This window comes from Vibrio sp. 10N.222.47.A9 (assembly GCF_963872585.1).
GTDB classification, from domain to species: domain Bacteria; phylum Pseudomonadota; class Gammaproteobacteria; order Enterobacterales; family Vibrionaceae; genus Vibrio; species Vibrio splendidus.
Genome location: NZ_CAWNBB010000060.1, coordinates 34675 through 56013 on the forward strand (window position 1 = coordinate 34675; position 21339 = coordinate 56013).

24 protein-coding genes are annotated in these 21339 nt (G+C 44.8%); 6 read left to right on the forward strand and 18 right to left on the reverse strand.

Annotation, left to right across the window (positions count from 1 at the left end):
* The first annotated feature begins 11 nt into the window (after positions 1–11).
* Entirely contained in the window at positions 12–890 is an 879-nt protein-coding gene (locus AACT19_RS20110; RefSeq protein ID WP_076648437.1) for an endonuclease/exonuclease/phosphatase family protein, read from the forward strand.
* Positions 891–1046: 156 nt separating this feature from the next.
* Here AACT19_RS20110 and AACT19_RS20115 read toward each other — a convergent pair whose 3' ends face one another.
* The 5 genes from AACT19_RS20115 to AACT19_RS20135 form a co-directional block, all read right to left on the reverse strand.
* Positions 1047–1478: a YeeE/YedE family protein gene (locus AACT19_RS20115; protein ID WP_017095735.1), complete on the reverse strand. Its 432-nt coding sequence runs from the start codon at positions 1476–1478 to the stop codon at positions 1047–1049.
* On the reverse strand, positions 1478–1954 hold the full coding sequence (locus tag AACT19_RS20120; RefSeq protein WP_076648439.1) for a YeeE/YedE family protein: 477 nt from the start codon (positions 1952–1954) through the stop codon (positions 1478–1480). Before AACT19_RS20120 ends, AACT19_RS20115 begins: the two co-directional genes overlap by 1 nt.
* 203 nt (positions 1955–2157) lie before the next feature.
* Positions 2158–3390 (reverse strand): glycosyltransferase, encoded by a 1233-nt coding sequence (locus AACT19_RS20125; protein ID WP_076648441.1) that lies wholly within the window; start codon positions 3388–3390, stop codon positions 2158–2160.
* A 100-nt stretch (positions 3391–3490) separates the two neighbouring features.
* Positions 3491–3955, reverse strand: a complete 465-nt coding sequence (locus AACT19_RS20130) for a GNAT family N-acetyltransferase (RefSeq protein ID WP_076648443.1) — start codon at positions 3953–3955, stop codon at positions 3491–3493.
* Between the two features lie 51 nt (positions 3956–4006).
* Positions 4007–5104, reverse strand: coding sequence for a ketoacyl-ACP synthase III (locus AACT19_RS20135; protein ID WP_004731084.1), 1098 nt, complete (start codon positions 5102–5104; stop codon positions 4007–4009).
* Positions 5105–5226: 122 nt separating this feature from the next.
* Between AACT19_RS20135 and trxC the strand changes: the two genes are divergently transcribed.
* Complete coding sequence (trxC, locus tag AACT19_RS20140; protein WP_004731082.1) at positions 5227–5661, forward strand: thioredoxin TrxC; 435 nt, start codon at positions 5227–5229, stop codon at positions 5659–5661.
* A 157-nt stretch (positions 5662–5818) separates the two neighbouring features.
* Here the strand turns inward: trxC and AACT19_RS20145 are convergent, their stop codons facing one another.
* Complete coding sequence (locus AACT19_RS20145) at positions 5819–7468, reverse strand: GMC family oxidoreductase (protein ID WP_076648445.1); 1650 nt, start codon at positions 7466–7468, stop codon at positions 5819–5821.
* Complete coding sequence (locus AACT19_RS20150; protein WP_076648447.1) at positions 7461–9065, reverse strand: long-chain-fatty-acid--CoA ligase; 1605 nt, start codon at positions 9063–9065, stop codon at positions 7461–7463. The genes AACT19_RS20145 and AACT19_RS20150 overlap by 8 nt, the downstream gene beginning before the upstream one ends.
* Positions 9066–9368: 303 nt before the next feature.
* Between AACT19_RS20150 and AACT19_RS20155 the strand changes: the two genes are divergently transcribed.
* Positions 9369–10394 (forward strand): AraC family transcriptional regulator, encoded by a 1026-nt coding sequence (locus AACT19_RS20155; RefSeq protein WP_054546823.1) that lies wholly within the window; start codon positions 9369–9371, stop codon positions 10392–10394.
* A gap of 269 nt (positions 10395–10663) precedes the next feature.
* A complete protein-coding gene (locus tag AACT19_RS20160; protein ID WP_017079268.1) occupies positions 10664–11815 on the forward strand; it encodes an MFS transporter in 1152 nt (383 codons plus the stop codon).
* 164 nt (positions 11816–11979) lie between these two features.
* On the opposite strand, the gene AACT19_RS20165 is transcribed toward AACT19_RS20160, so the two are convergent.
* The 3 genes from AACT19_RS20165 to AACT19_RS20175 all read right to left on the reverse strand — a co-directional run bounded on the left by AACT19_RS20165 (position 11980) and on the right by AACT19_RS20175 (position 13862).
* Positions 11980–12315: a winged helix-turn-helix domain-containing protein gene (locus AACT19_RS20165; protein ID WP_017079269.1), complete on the reverse strand. Its 336-nt coding sequence runs from the start codon at positions 12313–12315 to the stop codon at positions 11980–11982.
* Between the two features lie 176 nt (positions 12316–12491).
* A complete protein-coding gene (locus AACT19_RS20170) occupies positions 12492–12839 on the reverse strand; it encodes a winged helix-turn-helix domain-containing protein (protein WP_029222224.1) in 348 nt (115 codons plus the stop codon).
* 129 nt (positions 12840–12968) lie between these two features.
* Positions 12969–13862 carry a helix-turn-helix transcriptional regulator gene (locus AACT19_RS20175; RefSeq protein WP_076648449.1) on the reverse strand — a complete coding sequence of 298 codons (894 nt, stop codon included), beginning with the start codon at positions 13860–13862 and terminating at the stop codon, positions 12969–12971.
* A 50-nt stretch (positions 13863–13912) separates the two neighbouring features.
* Between AACT19_RS20175 and AACT19_RS20180 the strand changes: the two genes are divergently transcribed.
* Positions 13913–15310 (forward strand): MATE family efflux transporter, encoded by a 1398-nt coding sequence (locus AACT19_RS20180; protein ID WP_076648451.1) that lies wholly within the window; start codon positions 13913–13915, stop codon positions 15308–15310.
* Positions 15311–15410: 100 nt separating this feature from the next.
* On the opposite strand, the gene AACT19_RS20185 is transcribed toward AACT19_RS20180, so the two are convergent.
* Both AACT19_RS20185 and AACT19_RS20190 read right to left on the reverse strand, forming a co-directional pair.
* Entirely contained in the window at positions 15411–15806 is a 396-nt protein-coding gene (locus AACT19_RS20185) for a nitrous oxide-stimulated promoter family protein (protein ID WP_076648453.1), read from the reverse strand.
* A 2-nt stretch (positions 15807–15808) separates the two neighbouring features.
* Positions 15809–16324, reverse strand: a complete 516-nt coding sequence (locus tag AACT19_RS20190) for a GNAT family N-acetyltransferase (protein WP_076648455.1) — start codon at positions 16322–16324, stop codon at positions 15809–15811.
* Positions 16325–16421: 97 nt separating this feature from the next.
* Here AACT19_RS20190 and AACT19_RS20195 point away from each other — a divergent pair, with 97 nt between their 5' ends.
* Positions 16422–16652: a DUF2986 domain-containing protein gene (locus AACT19_RS20195; protein WP_004731171.1), complete on the forward strand. Its 231-nt coding sequence runs from the start codon at positions 16422–16424 to the stop codon at positions 16650–16652.
* 154 nt (positions 16653–16806) lie between these two features.
* Here the strand turns inward: AACT19_RS20195 and AACT19_RS20200 are convergent, their stop codons facing one another.
* The 6 genes from AACT19_RS20200 to AACT19_RS20225 are packed head-to-tail and all read right to left on the reverse strand — an operon-like array spanning position 16807 to position 21291.
* Positions 16807–17730, reverse strand: a complete 924-nt coding sequence (locus AACT19_RS20200; RefSeq protein WP_076648457.1) for an ABC transporter substrate-binding protein — start codon at positions 17728–17730, stop codon at positions 16807–16809.
* Between the two features lie 2 nt (positions 17731–17732).
* Positions 17733–18608 carry a metal ABC transporter permease gene (locus tag AACT19_RS20205; protein ID WP_076648459.1) on the reverse strand — a complete coding sequence of 292 codons (876 nt, stop codon included), beginning with the start codon at positions 18606–18608 and terminating at the stop codon, positions 17733–17735.
* Positions 18608–19342: a metal ABC transporter ATP-binding protein gene (locus AACT19_RS20210; RefSeq protein ID WP_076648460.1), complete on the reverse strand. Its 735-nt coding sequence runs from the start codon at positions 19340–19342 to the stop codon at positions 18608–18610. The genes AACT19_RS20205 and AACT19_RS20210 overlap by 1 nt, the downstream gene beginning before the upstream one ends.
* Complete coding sequence (locus tag AACT19_RS20215; RefSeq protein WP_076648462.1) at positions 19342–20277, reverse strand: metal ABC transporter solute-binding protein, Zn/Mn family; 936 nt, start codon at positions 20275–20277, stop codon at positions 19342–19344. The genes AACT19_RS20210 and AACT19_RS20215 overlap by 1 nt, the downstream gene beginning before the upstream one ends.
* Before the next feature lie 49 nt (positions 20278–20326).
* Entirely contained in the window at positions 20327–20959 is a 633-nt protein-coding gene (locus AACT19_RS20220; RefSeq protein WP_076648464.1) for a DUF6162 family protein, read from the reverse strand.
* A complete protein-coding gene (locus AACT19_RS20225; protein ID WP_054542419.1) occupies positions 20956–21291 on the reverse strand; it encodes a hypothetical protein in 336 nt (111 codons plus the stop codon). The genes AACT19_RS20220 and AACT19_RS20225 overlap by 4 nt, the downstream gene beginning before the upstream one ends.
* Positions 21292–21339: the final 48 nt, after the last annotated feature.

Genomic DNA, 21339 nt, shown 5'->3' on the forward strand with positions numbered 1-21339 from the left:
GGATATTTGGGATGAAACGACTTCAAAAGTGGATAATGTTAGCTTGCTTACTCAGTAGCCAGACATTTGCTGAACCTTTGACCATATCCAGTTGGAATATCGAATGGTTATCAACCAACGAGGCTGTGAATAAGTTTTCTGCCCAACGTGATCAAGCTGATTTCGACAAACTTGAAGAATACTTTCAATCCTTAGATGCGGATGTGGTCGCCTTTCAAGAAGTCGACGACGTCAATGCCATTCAGCGCATCGCCGGCGATCAATACAAAATATTGATGTCTGACCGTGCATTGCCCAAAAATAGTAACCGACAATTCAAAGAAGTGAACCAATATACGGGCTTCGCGGTTCGTAAAGGAATCACACTCACCGACTACGCTGACTTTCCTCTGGAAACGAGTGCTAACAGCAAGCTCAGATTTGCCAGTTATATGGTTGTGGAAACGGATTCAAATCCAATTCACATGTTGTCAGTGCACTTAAAGGCCGGATGCAGCGGCGCTTACAAGTCGAACCGTGACTGTTCAAGGCTCAAAGACCAAGCTCAACAACTGAATAAGTGGATACAGCAAAGAGAACGTAAAGGCGAAGACTATGCGATTCTGGGCGACTTTAACCATAACCTCTCCTATTCACGAGATTGGATGTGGAAAGATATGGTGCAAAATACCGATGCTCAGTTAGCAACAAGAAAAACTCGAGCAGATTGTAAAGTGCGCTCAAACCGCAATAACCATCGCACGCATCAATTTCGTTCGGTGATTGACCATATTGTTGTGAGCAAGTCCTTAGATGCATCTCCTGCGAAGCAAAAGGTGTTTGAAACTCAAGACGTTCTGGACTACAAACTCAGTGATCACTGCCCAGTTTCAACAACGATCAAACAGTAAGTTATAGATAACTGCAGATTGTAGATAAGTGCAAATAATAGAAAACAGTAGATATAGAAAGAAGCTGACTGGCTTTTACTGAAAGCGGGTCAGCCTCTCTGTTTGGTCAGATAAGAGCGAATCCTCTCAGCCATGCAATAAGTGGTAGGCGCACTGTTAGCAGCTCTTATTGGTTCGACCCGCCAGCCACATCCCCACCAGCATACTTAAGACGAAAAGCCATACCGTAGGGTTACCGCCACTAAGGCTGGTTACTGCAGGCCCCGGGCAAAAGCCTGCAATCCCCCAACCTAAACCAAAGGCAGTTGAACCTAGAATCAGCTTTCTGTCGATTAGTGGATTGTTACTGCTATCTAAATGTTCGCCATTGATGGCTTTAGCACGCTTTTTAATGACCAGATGATAAAACGGAGCGAAGATCAATAGCGCGCCACCCATAACGAATGCCAAACTAATGTCCCAGTTACCGGTAATGTCTAAGAAGCCGAGTACCTTGTTAGGATCAACCATGCCTGAAATGATCATTCCTGCCCCAAACAGAAGACCTGCGAGTAAACCGATAACGATAGTAAATGAAGAGTTTTTCATTATGCCCCCAAGCCAATCAGGTTGTTAACCAGCACTGTTGCCATCGCGACACCCATAAATACACAGGTTGCGACAATTGAACGTTTAGACAAACGAGCCATTCCGACAATGCCATGACCGCTAGTACAACCGTTCGCCATCTTGGTACCGAAGCCCACCAATAGTCCGGCTATGATAACCACTGCGAAGTTGATCTCTTCTAATTGCGGAAGTTGGTAGCCCGTTGGAATCAATAACCATCCGCTCGCGACCATTCCGACAACAAAAGCAAGTCGCCAATGTTTTTCGGTTTTCTCTGTGTTGGTATCCGAGCTGGGTTCAGATCCTGATTCTAATCTTTTGTTGTTTCTAGACGGCAATAAGCGGCTAACGATTCCGCTGATCCCCGCAACTCGCCCGATCCCCAACATCAGAATAATTGCCGACGCGCCTAGTAGCATGCCACCGAAAAATGCATCCCAAGGTATTAAACTCATCACTGACCTCTCCCATAACGTCGATTAACTCATCAGTCTTAACTTAAATTAGAGTTTACTAATAAATATAAATTAGTCAATGCTAATGTAATAGCGTTATCTTTCGATTTGTAAGTTTGGAATTTAAAAGCGTCCCACATGAAAAAAGCCCCTAGGCGTTAACCTAAGGGCTTAATGTTTTTTCTGTCTTTGGTAAAGAACAGCTATTTGATCTTGTTCTTCTCAGCTATCCACTGCGACATGTACTTGGTACTCGCCATACTGTGGTGTTTAAGCATCGAGCCAAAGAAGTTATCCAGTCGATGAGATTCAAGCTCAGAATCTAGCGCATTCAGTCGCTCGATCAATTTGTCACCCAGTTGATTCTGCTCGTAGTGCGTTTCAAGGATCGAATGACATTGGTTTTGTGCCTTGAGCCACTTCTCTTCATCGTTATAAAGAGCAACAGCTTGTTCAACAAACTCGTCAATATCGTCTGCAACCGCGCCCGGCCATTGCAAATCACCTTGCGGCAACATGCCTTCACTACCAATTTCACTGGTCACGTTCGGAGTTTGTAACTTCATCGCATCAAGCAACTTGCCTTTAATGCCCGCGCCAAATCGTAGAGGCGCGACACACACACGTGCCTGTTCCATCACTTCTTGAGCGTCTTTAGCCCAACCTTTGATATGGAAACCGGTTTTAGGGTTGTGCAAAGCCGTTGCTTTCGGCGGCGGGTAAGATCCGTAAATATGAAGTTCGGATTCAGGTAACTGTTTGCGAATCTTCGGCCAAATCTTCTGTAACTGAAGCACGGCATCCCAGTTCGGTGCGTGTCTAAAGTTACCTATCGTCATGAAATGCTTACGTTCTTCAAAGCTTTTCGTGCTTTCAGGCAGCGTATTGAGGTCAACCATGAACGGGAGATGATGTAGTAACTTTGGATCGATATTGAACTCAGATTGAAGCAGATCCATCTCGTAACTTGAAATGATCAATGAAAGATCACAGCGTAAAATCGCAGCAATTTCACGTTTAGCCAAGTCACTATATAAATGAGCTTTGGTCAGTTCAGTCTCTTTCTTAATAGCTTCGTGGCGTGCATTACGTAGAAACTGCAAGTCTTCGGTATCCAATAACTTAAATGCATTCGGACATACTTTCTCCACGCGCCAGCCAAACTGCTCTTCCATCATAAAACGGTCGAACATCACGACATCGGGTTGCAGCTCTTCAATGTACTGGTCAAAGCTGTCGCAATTCAACTGTATAGATTGGCTCGTGATACCCTCTTCAGAGAGATCAATCATGTGCTCGGTTTCTTGAGCTGGCGTTGCAAATTCAATTAACCAACCTTGTCTCTTGAATAGACGTAAAAGAGACATCATGTGGCTGCCAGCCGCCGATGAATTCGGTTCTGGCCAAACGTAGCCAATTGCTAAAACTTTCTTCAAAACACTTCCTAAGAAATAACAAAAGGGACTGTAGAAGCCCCCTAATTAAACGTTAATCGATTTATATCACTGATTATAATGGGCTCTAAGAACTCAGCGATCAGATTCGCTCACCTACATTGCGAGCTATCATAAGCACTTCATCAGTAGAATACAGGCTTGAAATCGTGGTTTCGACTTCAGCGCCTAATGTCGACTGATACAGCTTTTGTGCAAAATTGTCTGCTCTAGTGGTAACCAGAACATGCTTTAGTGCCGAACCTTGCTGCGCTAGCTGCTGCTTCACTTGCGGCAGAGAGTCAAGAATCAGCTTTTTACCCAATCCTTTGCCCTGTGCGCTTGGCAATACAGCAAGTTGTTCTAGTTCTAAAACTGCTTCCGGTCTAAAGCCACTTTTCTGAACCCAAATAATGTAGCCAACAATTTCACCTTCGCTTTCAGCAACAAAGTTAAGAAAGCGTGGTGAAGCGCTTAAGTTACATTGTAACCACTCTCGAGAATGTTGCTGTCGAACAAAGGCTGCTTGATGAACCAAAGCCGCCCCATCGAGGTCGGCTTTCTTCATAAGGCGCACTTTACTCAAAACACTTTACCCATAATACGTCGCTCATTAGCGTTATTCAGTCGCTGAGTTTGGGTGCGTTTTACAGTGTAAAATAGCTCTTTCTAGAAGCTCTAAAGCAGACTTATCGGCTTCAGGAAGTTTAGCATCCGATTGACCTAGCGGTTCAACGCGGCTGCCCCATTTAATATGGCCAGCACCCCAAGTTAAACCCGCACCAAATGCCGCAACAAGAATGTTGTCGTTAGGCTTAACGAAACCTTGCTCTAGCGACTCACATAATGCAATTGGCACAGTAGCGGCCGATGTGTTGCCGTAGTTTTGGATGTTAACAAACGCTTTCTCGCGATCAATACCCGCCATATCACACAGAGTTTGGATGATTCGGATGTTTGCTTGGTGCGGGATCACAACGTCGATATTATCGGTTGAGATACCTGTGCGGCTCAATACTGTGTGTGCCGCTGCGCCCATGCCTTTCACTGCGCGTTTGAAGATCTCTTTACCAACGAAATCGAAGTCCCAGTAACCGTTGTCAGCCGCAAAGCGGTCCATAGACGTACCGAATTTTGGTACCGCTAGAATATCGCGGCCTTCGGCGTCACAACCGATTTGAGCTTCTTGTAAGCCGACTTGTTCTTCAGTACGCGATAGAACCACAGCGCCGGCTCCATCACCGAAAAGAACCGCGGTATCACGCTTGGTCCAATCAATGAAGAATGACAGACGTTCAGCACCCACAACGATGGCATTACGATAGTTACCCGCCTGAATCAGTCGAGTTGCCGTTTCAACGCCGTAGATGAAGCCCGTACACGCTGCGTTAAGGTCGAAAGCCGCTGCACTCTTAATGCCTAAGTTCTGTTGAACCTTAGATGCGGTATTTGGAATAAGGGAGTCTGGGCTGCACGTCGCGATGATCACGAGATCGATATCTTCGGCTGTTAGGCCAGCACACGCCATGGCATGTTTCGCTGCAACAGTCGCTAGCTCAGAGGTATTTACATGACTGATACGACGGTTTTCGATACCAGTTCGAGTTCGAATCCACTCGTCAGACGTATCAATGAAAGTGCTTAGATCATCATTGGACAGCACGGCTGGTGGTAGACACTTTCCCCAGCCAGTAATTTCGGCGTAAAATTTTGTCATCATTTACCTGTTTATTGTTTGTTTTTATTTAAGTATCGTATTCTAGTTTTAAACAGTATAAGCGCTCCGTGCGTGATTCGTAAATCGCGTTAGCAACGGAGTTACAATAAAAAGAGAAAGTTATGTCTACATTCAACACACGATGCCCTTCTTGTAATGGCGTAAACCGAGTTCCTTCAGAAAGAATTTCAGAAAGCCCAACTTGTGGTAAATGCAAAACAGCATTGCTCGATGGCGCTCCCATCGAGGGAACGTCACTTAATTTCCAATCTATCTTGAACAGTTCACAGCCTGTGGTTGTCGATTTCTGGGCGACATGGTGTAACCCATGTGTGGGTTTTGCGCCAGTGTTCAGCGACGTTGCAAAAGAGCGTTCGGGAGATGTTCGATTCGTTAAGATTGATACAGAAGCTCAGCAACAGCTTGCCGCGATGTACCAAATCAGAAGCATTCCCACGGTGATGGTGTTTAAAGATGGCAAACGTGTCGATACGATTAACGGTGCGTTACCAAAAGGCCAATTTGATCAATGGCTTAATCAAGCTCTAACGAAGTAACACTATTATTTAAGCTATTATTTAAGCTATTGGTTAAGCGATTGAATTAGCTTTTGCTTTGTTCTAAGTAAGCACACAAAAATAGGTTAGAGAGTCTTACCAAATCAAGACTATCTAACCTACTGTTTTATTCGTGGTTATCACTTCGCTTCTTGAGTTAAACCACAGCTTCGCCTTTCGCTTGAATACTAGATTCTTGCTTACCTAACCCGTATTCCTCTTTGATTTGGTCTGCGACTTTTTCAGCAATCATAATGGTTGGCGCATTGGTGTTTGCCCCAATCAGTGTCGGCATCACAGAAGCATCAATGACTCTTAAGTTATCCAATCCATAAACTTTAAGATCGTTATCTACCACGGCTAATGAATCACTACTAGGGCCCATTTTACAGGTCCCGACCGGGTGATACTGAGTGTCTGCACGGTTGCGAATGTCTTGCTCGATAGCCTTGTCATCACTGGCGTCCACTGGGTAGAAAGCATTGCCACGGATGTCATCAAACGCCGAACTCTCTAACATTTGATACTGCTTCTTCCAGCCCTTAATCATGATCTCCATATCTTCAGGATGACTGAAAAACGCAGGATCGATCTTAGGCGGATCATAAGGATCATTACTATTGAGCGTTACGCTGCCGTTGCTTTTCGGACGCAACAAGGTGACATGAGAGGTAAAACCATGACTGGTATGGATTTTTCTTGCATGGTCATCGACAACAGCGACCACAAATACAAACTCTAAATCCGGCACCGCGATATGATCTTCGGAACAAAGAAAACCTATCCCCTCTGCAAAATTACTGCTCATCTTGCCACGGCGTTCTTTGTGCCATAGCGGCAGAGCTTTGGTCATTTCAGAGGCCATTTGTAGCGAGATACCAAAAGTTTCACGCTTTTCACTGCACTTGTACGAATGCACCAAGTCGATATGGTCTTGGAGGTTCTTGCCCACTCCAGGCAACTCATGAACCTGTTCGATGTCATGCGCCTCCAAATCGTCTTTAGCACCGACACCAGACAGTAATAACAACTGGGGAGAACCAAATGCACCAGCAGATAGAATCACCTCTTTGTTGGATCTGATCTGATAACGCTGTCCGTCCGAGCCATATTCAACGCCAACCGCTTGCTTACCTTCAAACAAGACCTTATGCGTGGTGGCTTTAGTAACGACCGTGAGATTCGATCGTGAAAGGTTTGGCGTTAAGTAAGCCTTGGCAGTGCTGCATCGTTCACCATTCAGCTGAGTGACCTGGGTCGGCATCGCCCCAAACTGAGCAGCACCGTTAATGTCTTCGTTACGAGGCACACCTATAGACTCACACGCCGTTAAATAACGTTCCAGCATAGGGCTTGGCGATCTAAGATTTGCCACATTAAGAGGACCACCTTGACCATGAAACTCATCTTGATGAACTTCGTTGTTTTCGGCTTTCTTGAAGTAAGGCAGACATGAATCATAGCTCCATCCCGCATTACCCATGCTTGCCCATGTATCGTAGTCGGAACGGTGCCCACGGGCGTACATCATGGCATTGATAGAACTAGACCCACCAAGTGTCTTACCTCTCGGCTGATAGCCTCTACGACCATTTAAACCCGGCTGTTCAACGGTTTCGAAAGCCCAATTATTGAGTTTGGTTGGCATCATAGCCACCACGCCAACGGGTGTATGAATGAATGGGCTCGTGTCTTTACCGCCCGCTTCTAACAAGCAAACAGTGACATTAGGATCTTCCGACAACCGAGAAGCCATGACACACCCCGCTGAACCACCGCCAACAACAATAAAATCATAACTATCCATTAATCATCTCCGCTATTTCTAGTGGGTGCAATTCGCGCTTCAATATTTTGCCGGTTGCTGTCATGGGTAAGGCTTTGCGAATGAAGACCTTACGCGGATATTTGTAATCGGCCAATTGCTCACGACACCATGTAATCAGAGCTGCACTATCACATTGCGTATGTTCGTGAAGCACCACATGAGCGTGAATCTCCTCGCCTAGGCGATCATGATGTTCACCCACAACCGCGACCATTTCGACATCAGGATGACACATCAATACTTCTTCGATTTCGCGCGGATACACGTTGTAACCCCCACGGATGATCATGTCTTTAACGCGGTCAACAATGAACAAGTTGCCGTGCTCATCGGTGCGTCCAATATCTCCTGTTAGGAACCAACCGTCTCTTATCGCTTCTGCTGTCGCCTCTGGCCTTTGATAGTAGCCTTTCATGACACTTGGACTCTTGATGCAGACTTCACCCAATTCACCCATTGCAACAGAGTTGCCTTGTATATCAGTGATCTTGATAAGGTGACCACACAAAGGTTGACCCACACTGCCAGACAATCGGTCACCATCAATATGATTAAAGGTCGCAACTGGCGCTGTTTCTGATAAACCATAGCCTTCTAATACTGGAAGCTCAAAGCGAGACTCAAACTGTCGTATTACTTCAAGAGGCATAGAAGCACCGCCAGACACGCCAAGTCTCAAGCTGTGTTTAACCTGTTCAGAGCGTTTGCTTGTGTTTTCTAAACTATCAGGAGACTCTTCTCCCGCCTTTAATAACGCAATATACATAGTAGGAACACCCGCAAATACGCTTACTTTGTGGTTAATGATCTGGTCGATCACCAGTGACGGTTCGAAACGCGGAATCAACACCATGGTCGACCCTGTTAGCACACTCGCGTTCATCATGACCGTCTGGCCGAAGCTATGGAATAAAGGCAGTGTAGCCATTGTGGTGTCGCTGTACTCCAATCGCATTAGATACTGTGACGACATCGCATTGGTTTGCATGTTGGTGTGAGAAAGCTCTGCTCCTTTTGGCTGACCTGTCGTACCTGAAGTATAAAGAATCACAGCGGTATCATCACCATGGCAAGCCACAGACTCAAAAGGAATCAAAGGTTGTGCTAACCAGTCAGCGATTGATTCATGCTGCTCGTTTCTTTCTGAAGTCGTGTCTGCGCCGGTTGGGATGGGCATCTCGACAAAGTGTTCACAATGGTTTGCCTGTTCGAAACCTTGTAAGCCATAGCGACCGATGGGCAGCTCTTCACTGCCCTCAAAGCATAAATAGGCTTTCGCGTCAGAGTCATTAAGGTGATAAGCGATCTCTCTTGCTTTAAATAACACGTTCAAAGGCACCACGACGCAGCCTGCTTTCAGAATTCCATAATAGGCAATCGGGAAATACGTGACATTCGGACACGACAACGCGACCTTATCTCCTTTCTTGAGCCCCAGCCTCTTTAAATTAGCGGCGACGTTTCCAGAAAGTTGTTCCAACTGAGAAAAGCTGACTTCATCCGTCCCCATTCGCAGAGCGACTTTATTTGGGAAAAGCGAAGCGCTGCGCTCCAAGTTAACAGCAAGATTGTGCATCCATGATCTCCTTATTCGACTTAGACCTGTTAGTCGCGGTCACCGTAGACGTTGTCGTATTTTGTTTCGAATATGTGTTTAATCTATGTTCATTTGCTCTTTGCTTTCGTTTCCAATCTATTGTTATTTCAGCCCTATGCACACGTGTCCGTGTACGGCTTATTAAATTACAACATTTTGATAACATTCTGCAAAGGTTGCAAAAAGACAAAAAACGGTGATATTCGGACATAATTGCAACACAGCCGACGAAAAGATGTTCGTGGTTAAGATAGAATAAGAACACTCAACAAGAGGCATATTATGGAATACACCGCAGTTTACGAACCGGATATGCAGGCATTTGGTATTCTTGATCTTCAACTATTGTCTCGATATTTTTCATCATCCTTGACGGTCGATACGTTATTGAAAGGCAGTAACATCGATGAGTTCCAGCTCAATACGCCAGATACCCACATCACGCTCGCACAAAAATTAGCGGTGTTCAGTAACGCGCTTGAGAGCTCCAACGTAGAGGGGTTAGGACTAAAAGTTGGACAGGAAGCCCGATTCAGTGATTTTGGTGTGTTGGGTTACGCAGTGTTCAGCAGTGAGACACTGTTAGACGCTCTTTTAATGGGCTTCAAATATCTACGTCTTGCGGGCCCTGTTCTCAAGAAGACCATGTCCGTTGAACATCAAACCGGATACTTTCGCGCAGAACAACTTATCGAGCTCGACTCTTTGTTGCCTTTCTGTTGTGAGTATTGGTTTTCCGCGATTCAAAGTTTGTGTGAAGAAGTGCTACAACAGCCCTTTCCCTCTCTTGTGATCCGCTTCCCTTACCCTAAACCTACCTACGGCGATCTCTATCAGGAGATTTTCCGTTGCCGTGTAGAGTTTGATTGCGAGCAGCTTGAGTGGCAGTTCGATGCAACAAGCCTATATTCACCTTTACCCACGGCTAACCCAATCACGTTACAAATGTGTTTGAAATCTTGTGACGACATGTTGGCTAGAGTCAGTGCGCCCACAAGCCTTAAAGAGAAGATCTCACAAATGTTTATTGAAAGGCCTGGCTGTTACCCTTCCATTGAAGCGCTATCCACAGAATTGGGAATGTCTTCTAGAACACTACGTAGACACCTCAAGGCCGCAGACACGAGCTATCAGAAAATATTGGATCACGTGCGATTTCACCTCTCTAGGCACTATCTTTCATCGACGCATATGAGTATTGAAGAGATCTCCGATAGAGTGGGTTTTTCGGACAGTGCGAACTTTCGGCACGCCTTTCGTAAGTGGAGCGGAAGCTCTCCAAGGCAATACCGTAAAGACATCGGATAATGTTTTTTGATACCTGAATTAAATCCAAATGATGGAAAATTAGAGGCCTATCATCTTCCAAATTAAATAACCATCGAACAAAGGCTTAACAGCTTTTCGACCGTATAAAATCTTGCCAAATCATAAAATGTCGCAATGGTATTTTAGTTTAGATTAGCGATAGATTTCTTTTGTCTTAACGACCATTTTTATTCGTTTTACCCAATTCAGTTTCTCCCCCATAGTCGCGGAAAATTCATCGTTTCTTTTACTATTTAGAGGCTCCTGCATTGGACAACATCCAACCAACAACTCGCATAACTGTTCCTGTTATTGCATTGTCTTTTTACGCGATAGCTTCAGGCTACTTAATGAGTTCATTACCATTAATGCTGTCTGAGTATGGCTTAGACAGTAATCTATCGAGTTGGTTGGCGAGTGCCTTTTATGCAGGTCTTTTAGCGGGTACGTTATTGATTGAGCGTGCGATCGCTCGCGTTGGTCACAAAGACGCGTTCGTCATTGCACTTAGCGTATTTATCGCCACGATTCTTGTATTACCGTTGGCGCCACATCAATCAGTTTGGTTGTTGGCTCGTTTCGTCGCGGGTGTCTCAGTCGCTGGGATCTTTGTGATTGTGGAATCTTGGCTAATGAGCGGTGAAGAATCTCAACGTGCGAAACGTTTAGGGGTTTACATGTGTTCGTTGTATGGCGGTTCGGCCGTTGGTCAACTTGGCATCGGATACCTTGGTATTACGGGCGGCGTGCCTTTCATTGCAATGTTCACCCTGCTGTTTGGAGCAATCATTGTATTGATGTACGGACAAGCGACAGCGCCACAAATTCACGATGCGCAGTCTTTATCACTGAAGCAAATCAGCAAGCTAAGTCACAGCGCTTTGATTGGCTGTATTGTATCTGGGTTAACACTTGGGTCTATTTACGGATTGATGCCTGTCGAACTCGCTCAGCGCAACATCGCACACCAAGACATTGGCGGTTTGATGGCGTTAGTGATTATGGGTGGTATGGCCGTTCAACCGATGGTGACGTGGTTATCTCACCACATAGGACAAGTGTTATTAATGGCTCTATTCTGCCTGCTAGGGGTTGCAAGCATTGGTGTGCTCACTATCAACCATGATTTTTACGTTCTTGGTATGAGCTTGTTTGTGTTAGGTATGGCGACATTTGCACTTTACCCAATTGCGATTAACTTGGGTTGTCGCAATTTAGACCCGAGCTATTTAGTTTCAGTGACTCAAGTTATGTTGTTGTGTTACAGCATCGGCTCTGTAGCAGGGCCATTGGTTGCGGATAGCTTTATGGATTCACAAGCAGGCTTATTCACTTACCTGTTCGCGTCTCTACTCGCTACAACCATCTACATGCTAATTGCTAGCCTAAAGCGTTCTCCTCTACAGATTGCAGGCGAGTAAATCAAATAGGTAGGCACAAGAACTGTATCACTAGGGCTCTTAGTTATGACTTCCCGTCTAAATTAAGAGCCCTTTTTGTTTTATGTCGTCTGGAGGAAAGATCGACAAAAAAAACCTATAACAATAACAATAACAATAACAATAAGATTCATTATTTCAAAAGGTTAGGGTTGGAATACGTAACCTTCACCAGTAATCGTGATGATTAATCCGTCTCCGAATAATGATCTTATTTCAGATATCGCAACAATCACAGATGAGTTGGTCACTTTCTCACTTTCCCAGCCAATCTTCTTTAATTGGCCAACACTGAACAGTTCACCTCGATGTCGATTCATAAATAAAATGATCTTTCGGTACGCCAAAGGCATGGTAGCCAGTACGTAACCATTTTCAACATTGCGAATGAGTTTGGTGTTGAGTTCAACAATTTTACCGTTTAGTTCAAGTACTACGTTGTTTTCAGAGTGGTTCGTTTCTATTGCAGGATAAGAGTCCATTTTTATATCATTCCCTTACTATATAGCCAGCGACAAAGTCAGATTCATTCATATTTATATAACGTCGCTTATAAGTGGACGTTTTAGATTTGACGATAATCAATGGAATTCGTACGGTAAAGAGATTAAATTTTTATTATTAATATATTAACAGGATATCAATAGAAGATTATTTATTACTCCATGACATACCCTTCGTTGGAAACGGTTTGTATACAACGGCAGTCAAGAATCCTCCTTATCTCGTAAATAGCAACCAACACAGATGCAGATGTCACCGCTTTACCTGCCCAGCCTACACGCTTCAAAATTTGCTTGCTCACCACTTGACCTCTGTTCAGGTAAAGATAGAAAAGTACTTTACGATGAGGCTCAGCAAGCGTTCCTATTATTGAACCACAACCCTGCTTGCGTACGATTTTAGTGCCTGATTGAAACTCTTTATTGTTTAAAATGAGCTTCGACGGAAGAGCTAAATCATCCGTCTCACTGATAACTTGGTGCATTAATTCCTCGTGTTGCATAAGCAGTCGTCTCTGAGATATTTCCAATACTATCGAATAGAGCAAAAATACTAAATTAATAGATAGCTCAATACAGTAATATTACTGCAAAGCTTGATCTTGCGTAATTGATCGAGGAAATAAGCAAGGCTAACCAAGAAGTCGATGGCTTTTTCGATATTGGCTGGGTGACAGACCAAAATGTTTTTTAAAGCGATGTGAGAAGTTATAAGGATCTTTGTAGCCTAAACGGTTGGCAATCATAGAGACAGACCAATCTTGATATTTCAGCAAACTGGTGGCTTTATCCATGCGCAATTGAATCAATTTACTGCGTGGTGAGAGGTTGAATAGCGTCTTGGTGACTCTATTGAGCTGCTCTTCACTGATGAACACCCTTTCGGCCATCCCTGCCACTGTCCATGGCTGGTGCAGACTGCTTTCAATCTCGTTATAGAGCGCTTGAACACGTGCGGTGGTGCTGGTCGATTTGGGTTCAAACCCCGTCAATGTTCGGATGATTTCACTCAAAAGCAACTTACGGTAACTGGCTCTACCGCCTATCTCAAAGTAAACCAAGTTCATTAATGACCAGATCTGCTCACACTCTCCGAACGGCACTATCCCCTGACCTAAACTTGCTATGTGCTGCCATTGCTGCGTATCAGGCGTCAGCATCCACGCCATTTTCCAATAATTATATTGAGGATCGAGTTCAAAACGAAATGGGGTTTCGGCAGGAAGAACCACCAGCGTATAAGGCGTAATCGCTTGTACCGAGGTTGAAGTGGTTAGAATTCCACCCCCTTCTTGAGTAAAAATCAACGTATGAACATTGACGGATTCTCGCTCAACCCAATAACCATCGTATAGCTTTGCCATACCGCCCATATAGACACCAAAGCTTTTCATCTCTGGGACATCTTCAACGGTCAAAAAACGTTCTTTGCACTGTTCGGCAAGAAAAACGTCATCGTGCCAAGTGGATTTTGGCTTCATTGATTCAATGACGGATTCGCACAGGTTTTGTTGTTTTTTAAACATGTTGTTACTTCGCTCAAAACACTATAGTTCTGCCATAAATCGGAGAGCTTATGACAACTAACATCAACCCTAACTCATCTATGAATAACAAGCCAGAGAGCATCTTACCTCGTATCGTTAAACTTGGTTTACCTGTTGCTTTGCAAAGTGCGCTTGTCGCTATTCTTGCCCTTGCTGACGTATTAATGGTCAGTGATTATGGTATGGAAGCAGCTGCAGCTGTGGGAATTGCGTCAAAATGGCACTTCGTTGCTATTATGATTATGGCAGGGTTGGCCTCAGCAAACGGTACATTAGTCGCTCAATACTGGGGAAAGAATGACCGAAAAAGCGCACGAACAGTATCATCGATTGCGATGATATTTGGCTTAAAAGTTCTGCTGCCTGTTACTGCAATCATCACTCTTGGTTCTCAGTTTTTAATGATGTTGCAAACCAGCGATCAAACCGTGATTGAACTTGGCGCGACTTACCTATGGTATGGCTTCCCTGTTCTACTTCTGACTCACATTGTTGTCGTGGTAGAAGCAAGTATGCGCTCATCAGGAGACACCGTAACTCCGCTATTATTAGGCGGCGTTACCATCGCACTCAACATTGCGCTTAACTTCGTTCTTATTAAAGGTGCTTTCGGCATTCCAGCAATGGGCGTCGCAGGTGCGGCATTGGCGACAACCTTAGCGCGATTGATTCAAGTGGGCTTAATGTATAGCTACATGCGTATGCGTAAACATTGGCTATTAACGACACCGAGCTCACCACATCGCCCGTCATTGTGGTTGTCTTACCGTCGCATTGCTTTGCCGTTGACGATGAATGCTGTGTTGTGGGCAATGGGTACCATGGCATATCAAATGATTTTCGGTCACATGGGCACGACTGAGCTTGCGGTGTTTTCGATGCTCGCACCATTTGAATCGCTGTGTTACTCGATCTTCTTTGGTATCTCAGTGGCGTGTTCTGTTTTGTTAGGGCATTCATTAGGCCGTGATGAATTTGATGACGCGATGAGCATGGGTCTAACATTCATTAAAGCCGTCGTTGGTTTTGGCGCGGTCGTTGGGTTGCTACTGTTTATGGGTAAAGAACATATTCTATCATGGCTAAACCTTTCTACCGATGCATTGTACCCACTCGCTGCACCTGCAATGACTATTATGTGTTTTGCGGTAGTCATTCGTATGCTCAACATGGTGATCATTAACGGTATTATTCGTGCTGGTGGTGATAACGCTTTTTGCCTGCGAATGGATTTCATCGCGATGTGGATGGTTGGGATTCCAGTGTGTGTTTACGGCGCATTTGTCGCTGGATGGGATTTCAAATACATCTATGGTCTGATGTTGGTAGAAGAAGTGGTGAAACTGGCCATCTGTTCACACCGATACTTGAGCCGACGCTGGATCAATAACCTGACGGTTACCTACGAAGAGCCTCAAGCCGCGTAATCTCTTACGTTCTAGGTTTAGTCATCGAATATAAAAACAAAAAGGTCTGAGAAATCAGACCTTTCTTATTTCTAAACCGTTTTCCACTGCAAACAATACGTTACTTTTTGTTCATTCGGATATGGCGGTTCGACACATTCGGCAATGGCTTCTCAGGCACTTTTCGTTTTTCATGTATCAAGTGTCTGATCGCTAAAATCGGATGCTTGAGTAACATTCTTGGTCCAGCATATCGCATCACTAAACGCATCTGCTCTTTAGGGTCAGGCTTATAGCAATGAATCGGACACTTATTGCAGGTTGGCTTCGCCTCGCCATAAGGACAGCGATCAAGTCGTGTTTCAGCATAACGCAACAGTTGTTCGCACTCTTCACATAACGCGTTGTCCAAACGAACAGCACCGTGATGATCTTTGCAATAGATGTGCACCATCGCAATAACGGTTTTGTACTCCGTTGCGAGTTCACCTTGTAGAATGTTGTTATGTTTGAACATGATTAATTACCTAATGAGAGACCATACAGGTTGAGATTGACGCTTTCATTGATCGCCTCTTCAACTCGCTCAAACACAAAACCCAACTTAGTCAGCAGTGCGATGCTTCGAATATTATCAGAGGTCGTGATGGCAACTAAATGATCGATATCAGCATTATGTTGAGCTTGTTCAATTATCGCTTGTGCCGCTTCCCTTGCATAACCTTGGCCATAGACTTCAGGTACAAAACCATAACCAATATCATGCGCCTCTAGTGTATCTCTTTTAATCAAACCACAGACACCGATTGGCGTTGAAGACGCTTTAATCTCGACCATCAGTAAACACACACCCTTCTCTCTATACATCTTAAGAATGTTGTTTTCGATGTATTCAACAGCCTTGCCAGTATCTGTAATTTCCTTGTCTCCGATGTAACGTAAGAAATCTTCTGAGCTATATAATCGCTGAATAAACGCCGCATCTTGAGGTGCGATCATTCTTAATCGTAAGCGTGCGGTTTCGACTGCCTGCATAGTGATATTTTCCTTGCTGGATAGCATGTAAATATTGAGTTCTAGATCTAAAATGATTATCCTCCACCGCATAAACTAAATACAAGGCTATGCAGCAATGAACCGTAAGAAAAAAATCAATCAAATTCTAAAGAAAAGACAGAAACAGGCGACGTCTAAACTGCATGGTAGCAACAAGCCTCGCTATATTTCTAAAGCTGACCGCGCAAAAATGGAAGCTGAAGAGCAAGCGAAAGCCGCTCAAGAGCAAGCTGAAGGCACAGTTGAAGCTTCTGTTGAATCGGAAGAAGCTGGTATCGAAACTAAAGAGACAAAAGCTGCAGAGTAAGTTTTAAACTCGCAGTACTCTTGCCCAGCACTCTGACCAGAGCCAACGGACAAGAACAAAAAAAGCAGCCTCTATTTGGGCTGCTTTTTTGATCGTGTTTTTTGAACGAGCTGTTTATTAGCTAACGGTTTATTAGCTAACTTGTTTTAGCCACTTAACCTTTGAAAGGCTCAACTTCCCAGCGAGCAAAGGGCGCGTTTGTGTTAATCCCTGCTCTTCCCCAACGGTCTACGGAATCAACAACAAGAATTCGCTCATTCGGTACCAGTGACTTAATCAACGTCGTTGGCTTTTTCGCTGTGACTAACCAGAGTGCATCGTCTTCTGAAAACATGGCTTTGAGTTTCGCTTTGTCTTGCTCTGTCCATTCCAGTTCTGCTTTGAACATACGCTCTTCAACAAACAGTTGGCTACCAGAAGCAAAATCTTCCAAGCTTTCTGAAAGCAACAGTACTGAATCTACGTCGTTATCCAATAACACCGCTTGTTGCTTGTTAATCAGTTCACGAACATCAAGCATCACGCGTTGTAGGTTGCTATCAATGGTCTCAGCTTGCGCCGACCACAACAACTTAAAGTCATCAGCCACAATTGCCGCCATACGCGTTAGATTGGTTGGGTTTAACCACGCGTATTTAGACACTTCACCATTTGATAACGTCAGCGCAGCGACACCTTGCGCGCGCGGTGTAATCGCTTGAGCAGCATCCACCTCAACCAAATGGATGTTGCCTTGTCTTGCGTATACAAATGTAGGATCAGCTTGCCAGATAGATGACAGCGTTAGAGCAACGGTCGCCTTTTCTCCTGATTGAAGGACTTTGCTCGCCCCCTTAGTACCAAACCAGTTAGGCAGACGATCAATACCGTAGCGTTTTGGTGGTAGATATTCAGTCGTAATGTCTGTGCCTTTGGTTAGCTCTGTCGCTAGCGCATAAGTCACAGGCGTACTGGTGAGGATATCTTCAGCATTAGCGCTGATAGACACCATTGAGCCAACCAACAATAGACTACTAAGTGCACTCACTTGAGTCGCTGTTTTTACTGAGCTTGAAATACGATTCATCAAAGAAGTCATGGTTATGCCTTTCTTATAATTCGATATAGCGTCGCCGCTAGGAAAAACGTTGCAGAAACGATGATGATTGAAGCGCCCGATGGCACTGGCAGTTTAAGCTCCATCGGTAATACCGTTCCGACCAAACACGCGATGGTTGCCAGCAACGCAGAAAGCAAAACAAAGCTGCCCATGCGTTTTGTCAACAGTCGAGCCGTCGCGCCTGGGATGAGCAGTAATGCCCCAACAAGAACCGCACCCACGATCTTCACTGCTGCAATCGTCACCAAAGTAATCATCATGACAAACAAGTAGTCATAAAAGCTGGTGTTATAGCCACGAACCTTGGCAATATCAGGGCTAATACAAGTGAGAAGAATACGGTTGAACGTCGGTATCAAGAGCAAAATGATGAGTGCGCAGCTGCCTACGAGGATTGCTAAGTCTTGATCTGTTACCGTGAGAATCGAGCCAAACAGCACGTTTTCAAGCATGTGAATGTTGATCTTACGCGCCACGTACATCAACAATGCCGCGCCGACCGCTAAAGCGAGCGCAAGGAAAACGCCGACTAAAGTATCGTATGGCACATTGGTTCTGTTTCTTACAAAATGAAGAAGCAAAGCAAAGATCATACAGAAACTGAACAGACCAATAATTGGGTTTTCTGGTGGCTCACCAAGCAAAACACCGATAGCAATACCGGTTAATGCAGCGTGACCTACCGCTTCAGAGAAGAAAGCCAGACGCTTTGCAATCACCAAAGTACCAAGGCCACCTAATAACGGGCCAAGTAATAGCGCCGCAACCAAAGCATTCACCATGAACGCGTACATGAAGCTGTTTGATAACCAACCCGCTTCAACGCCACTTATGGCAAGTTGTCGTAACCAATCCATTACGCAACCTCCTTCGATTTAACGATAGCTACGCCACTGCTGTAGTGCTGGAACAAGCTTTCAATCTTACTTGGGTGTAGTACCTGTTCATGTGGACCACTATCCACCAAGAATCGATTCACAACATGTACATTAGCCTCTAGGCGACGCACTGCGGTTACATCATGGTGAACGGCAAGAATCGTGCGACCTTCGTCAACGCATTCACGAACTAGCGATTCTAAATAACGAACGCCCTGCTCATCCATACCAGTCGTAGGTTCATCCAACACCAACAAACTTGGGTTATCCAATAGCGCTTGAGCAAACAACACACGTTGCTGCTCACCACCCGACAACTGTCCCATTCGGCGATCGCTACGTGTCGCCATACCGACGCGATCCAATTGTGCTAATGCAAGATCCAATTGCTTGGACTTACGACGCCAAAATAGCGGAATTCGAGTTTGGTTAAGCAACACGAAATCCATGACCGTCAAAGGCAAGCTCGATTCGAAGGTCGCTTTTTGAGGAACGTAACCAATACTTGGCTTTTCTGGCCAATGAATATTAATTTGCCCAGAGAAAGGCGTAAGGCCAAGAACAGAGCGCAGCAAAGACGTTTTGCCTCCGCCGTTTGGCCCCATGATCACATGGCACTGACCCGCTTTAAGTTCTAGTGAGATATCGTCAAGAATGACGTTGTTGTCGTATTGCAGACCAAGTTGATTGATTGAAATTGAAGGACCTAGCATTATGCGTTCCCGCTCTTAGCTTGGTTCGCCGCCGCAAATTTCATTGCTTCGATTAACGTCTCGAGGTTCTTCTTCATCTCAACTTCGACTTTGTCGTCTTCATATTCGCCATGCGTCATGTGAGAAAAACGGTAAAGCTGAACACCTGTTTCCGCTTCGATGGTGTCAACAAAACGGTTTGGCATGTTGAGCTCATAGAACAGAACATCAATACCTGATGCGCGGATCTTTTCAATCGTCTCTTGCAGTTGGCTAGCACTCGGTTCAACACCGTGTGCAGGCTCAATCACCGCTGCCACATCTACACCAAACTCTTGCAGAATGTACCCATACGCATTGTGCGTGGTCGCCACTTTCATGCCTGAAGTATCGAGTTCGCCTAATGACAACATCGCATCACGCTTCATAAAGCGAAATTGCTTGGCGTACTTACGCGCGTTTTTTCGATAAAACGCCGCATTGTCTGGGTCGAGCTTAGAGACTTCACTGGCGATGGTATAAACCTTCTGGATGGTTGTAGAAAGTCCAACAAAGGTATGCGGGTTCACAGCACCTTGACCAACAGACTGGCCTAATGCGGGAAGTAGAGGCACTTCTTTGTTTGCTTCGATCACCACTAAGTCATCACGTTGCGCGGCTGAAATTACTTTTAGTGCGAAGTCATCATGACCAATACCGTTTACCACGATGGCGTCCATCTGGCTTAATCGCTTTAAGTCGTTCGGTTGTGGTAAGTAGTTATGCGGATTAAAGCCAGCATCAACCAAAGGAAGGATGTTCACTTTGTCACCCACTACCGCTTTTACGTAGCTGTAGTAAGGTTGAAGCGTGATACCAATCGTCAGCTTATCGCTATCGATCTTGTATTCTTTTGCCAGTGCATTGGGTGTCATTAACACCGCCAATAACGACATGAACAGAGTCATAATTCGCATAGTAAATCTCTTATTATTTTTGAACATTCTGTTTTTCGAGAATCTGGGGTTAATGAGAAGAAGCATCATGCTGATCAGCAACTTCTGACTCATTCACCACCAATTTCCAACCAGTAGACTCAAGCGTGTGTTGGTCAAAAGTAGCTGGCTGTTTCGCTACACCACCAAAGAAAATCCAGATTTCAGGTGAAACGCTGTTGGCGTTTAAAATAAAGGAGTCAGCAAAGCCATGTTCGCTTTGTGCAGCATATTCACTTGGTGCAGTATCTTCACTTGATGTAGCTTGTTCACTTGGTGTCGCGTATTCACTTGGCGTAGAAAAGTAGTAACCACGCTCGTCCAATAACCAAGTATGATAACCTTTGCGCTTCCAACTCTGATCTTCAACAAATGGCGCGACCCATTCATCCTTAAGTGACACAACACTTGGCCATTCACCGTCTGAGTCCATACGCAGGTCACGAATTTCTTCATGTGCTAAACGCAGCTCTGACAACATTGCCAAGTTTTCTTGTTCAACATCAGTCACCAGAATTTGATGATCAAGTACCACTTTCGCATGGGATTCTGCTTGATGAAATGGGATCGCGACCGTGGCAAAGCTCAGGATGAATACAATGATCAGCCCTACCCATTTACCTTCTCTGCCACCCGTATCAGCACGTACGCCTTGGATCATCATTTTTCGCTGATCTCAACAACGTCGACTTCAACAGGAAACTCGTGGCCTGAATCAAACACAAGGTAAAACTCAGTATCTGGGTTTGGAAACTCAACGATGGAGCGCTTATCCGTCATCTCTTTTGCAATCAAGTTGTCTTCGTAGTCGTACATCTGAACCGCGTAATCAATCGCTTTGCTACCGTCTGAATAGCCCGCTTCGCAAGCCACGGTTTTGCCTTCAAACCAGCAGCTCATCAGTGGAAAGTGAGCTTGTGCAGGTAATGCAGCGAAACCAAGTCCTAGAGCTAAGCAAGGAGTCATTAAAGCGTTAAGTTTTGTTTTTATTGTCATGGTTCATACCCTAGCCACAGTGCAAATTCTCAGTAGTAAACTGAGCGA

What these genes read in the sequence shown, in the direction of transcription:
- AACT19_RS20110 (WP_076648437.1), top strand. Translation starts at nt 12, where the DNA reads ATGAAACGACTTCAAAAGTGGATAATGTTAGCTTGCTTACTCAGTAGC.
- AACT19_RS20115 (WP_017095735.1), bottom strand. Translation starts at nt 1,478, where the DNA reads ATGAAAAACTCTTCATTTACTATCGTTATCGGTTTACTCGCAGGTCTT.
- AACT19_RS20120 (WP_076648439.1), bottom strand. Translation starts at nt 1,954, where the DNA reads ATGAGTTTAATACCTTGGGATGCATTTTTCGGTGGCATGCTACTAGGC.
- AACT19_RS20130 (WP_076648443.1), bottom strand. Translation starts at nt 3,955, where the DNA reads ATGAAGAAAGCCGACCTCGATGGGGCGGCTTTGGTTCATCAAGCAGCC.
- AACT19_RS20135 (WP_004731084.1), bottom strand. Translation starts at nt 5,104, where the DNA reads ATGACAAAATTTTACGCCGAAATTACTGGCTGGGGAAAGTGTCTACCA.
- trxC (WP_004731082.1), top strand. Translation starts at nt 5,227, where the DNA reads ATGTCTACATTCAACACACGATGCCCTTCTTGTAATGGCGTAAACCGA.
- AACT19_RS20145 (WP_076648445.1), bottom strand. Translation starts at nt 7,468, where the DNA reads ATGGATAGTTATGATTTTATTGTTGTTGGCGGTGGTTCAGCGGGGTGT.
- AACT19_RS20150 (WP_076648447.1), bottom strand. Translation starts at nt 9,065, where the DNA reads ATGCACAATCTTGCTGTTAACTTGGAGCGCAGCGCTTCGCTTTTCCCA.
- AACT19_RS20155 (WP_054546823.1), top strand. Translation starts at nt 9,369, where the DNA reads ATGGAATACACCGCAGTTTACGAACCGGATATGCAGGCATTTGGTATT.
- AACT19_RS20165 (WP_017079269.1), bottom strand. Translation starts at nt 12,315, where the DNA reads ATGGACTCTTATCCTGCAATAGAAACGAACCACTCTGAAAACAACGTA.
- AACT19_RS20170 (WP_029222224.1), bottom strand. Translation starts at nt 12,839, where the DNA reads ATGCAACACGAGGAATTAATGCACCAAGTTATCAGTGAGACGGATGAT.
- AACT19_RS20175 (WP_076648449.1), bottom strand. Translation starts at nt 13,862, where the DNA reads ATGTTTAAAAAACAACAAAACCTGTGCGAATCCGTCATTGAATCAATG.
- AACT19_RS20180 (WP_076648451.1), top strand. Translation starts at nt 13,913, where the DNA reads ATGACAACTAACATCAACCCTAACTCATCTATGAATAACAAGCCAGAG.
- AACT19_RS20185 (WP_076648453.1), bottom strand. Translation starts at nt 15,806, where the DNA reads ATGTTCAAACATAACAACATTCTACAAGGTGAACTCGCAACGGAGTAC.
- AACT19_RS20190 (WP_076648455.1), bottom strand. Translation starts at nt 16,324, where the DNA reads ATGCAGGCAGTCGAAACCGCACGCTTACGATTAAGAATGATCGCACCT.
- AACT19_RS20195 (WP_004731171.1), top strand. Translation starts at nt 16,422, where the DNA reads ATGAACCGTAAGAAAAAAATCAATCAAATTCTAAAGAAAAGACAGAAA.
- AACT19_RS20200 (WP_076648457.1), bottom strand. Translation starts at nt 17,730, where the DNA reads ATGACTTCTTTGATGAATCGTATTTCAAGCTCAGTAAAAACAGCGACT.
- AACT19_RS20205 (WP_076648459.1), bottom strand. Translation starts at nt 18,608, where the DNA reads ATGGATTGGTTACGACAACTTGCCATAAGTGGCGTTGAAGCGGGTTGG.
- AACT19_RS20210 (WP_076648460.1), bottom strand. Translation starts at nt 19,342, where the DNA reads ATGCTAGGTCCTTCAATTTCAATCAATCAACTTGGTCTGCAATACGAC.
- AACT19_RS20215 (WP_076648462.1), bottom strand. Translation starts at nt 20,277, where the DNA reads ATGCGAATTATGACTCTGTTCATGTCGTTATTGGCGGTGTTAATGACA.
- AACT19_RS20220 (WP_076648464.1), bottom strand. Translation starts at nt 20,959, where the DNA reads ATGATGATCCAAGGCGTACGTGCTGATACGGGTGGCAGAGAAGGTAAA.
- AACT19_RS20225 (WP_054542419.1), bottom strand. Translation starts at nt 21,291, where the DNA reads ATGACAATAAAAACAAAACTTAACGCTTTAATGACTCCTTGCTTAGCT.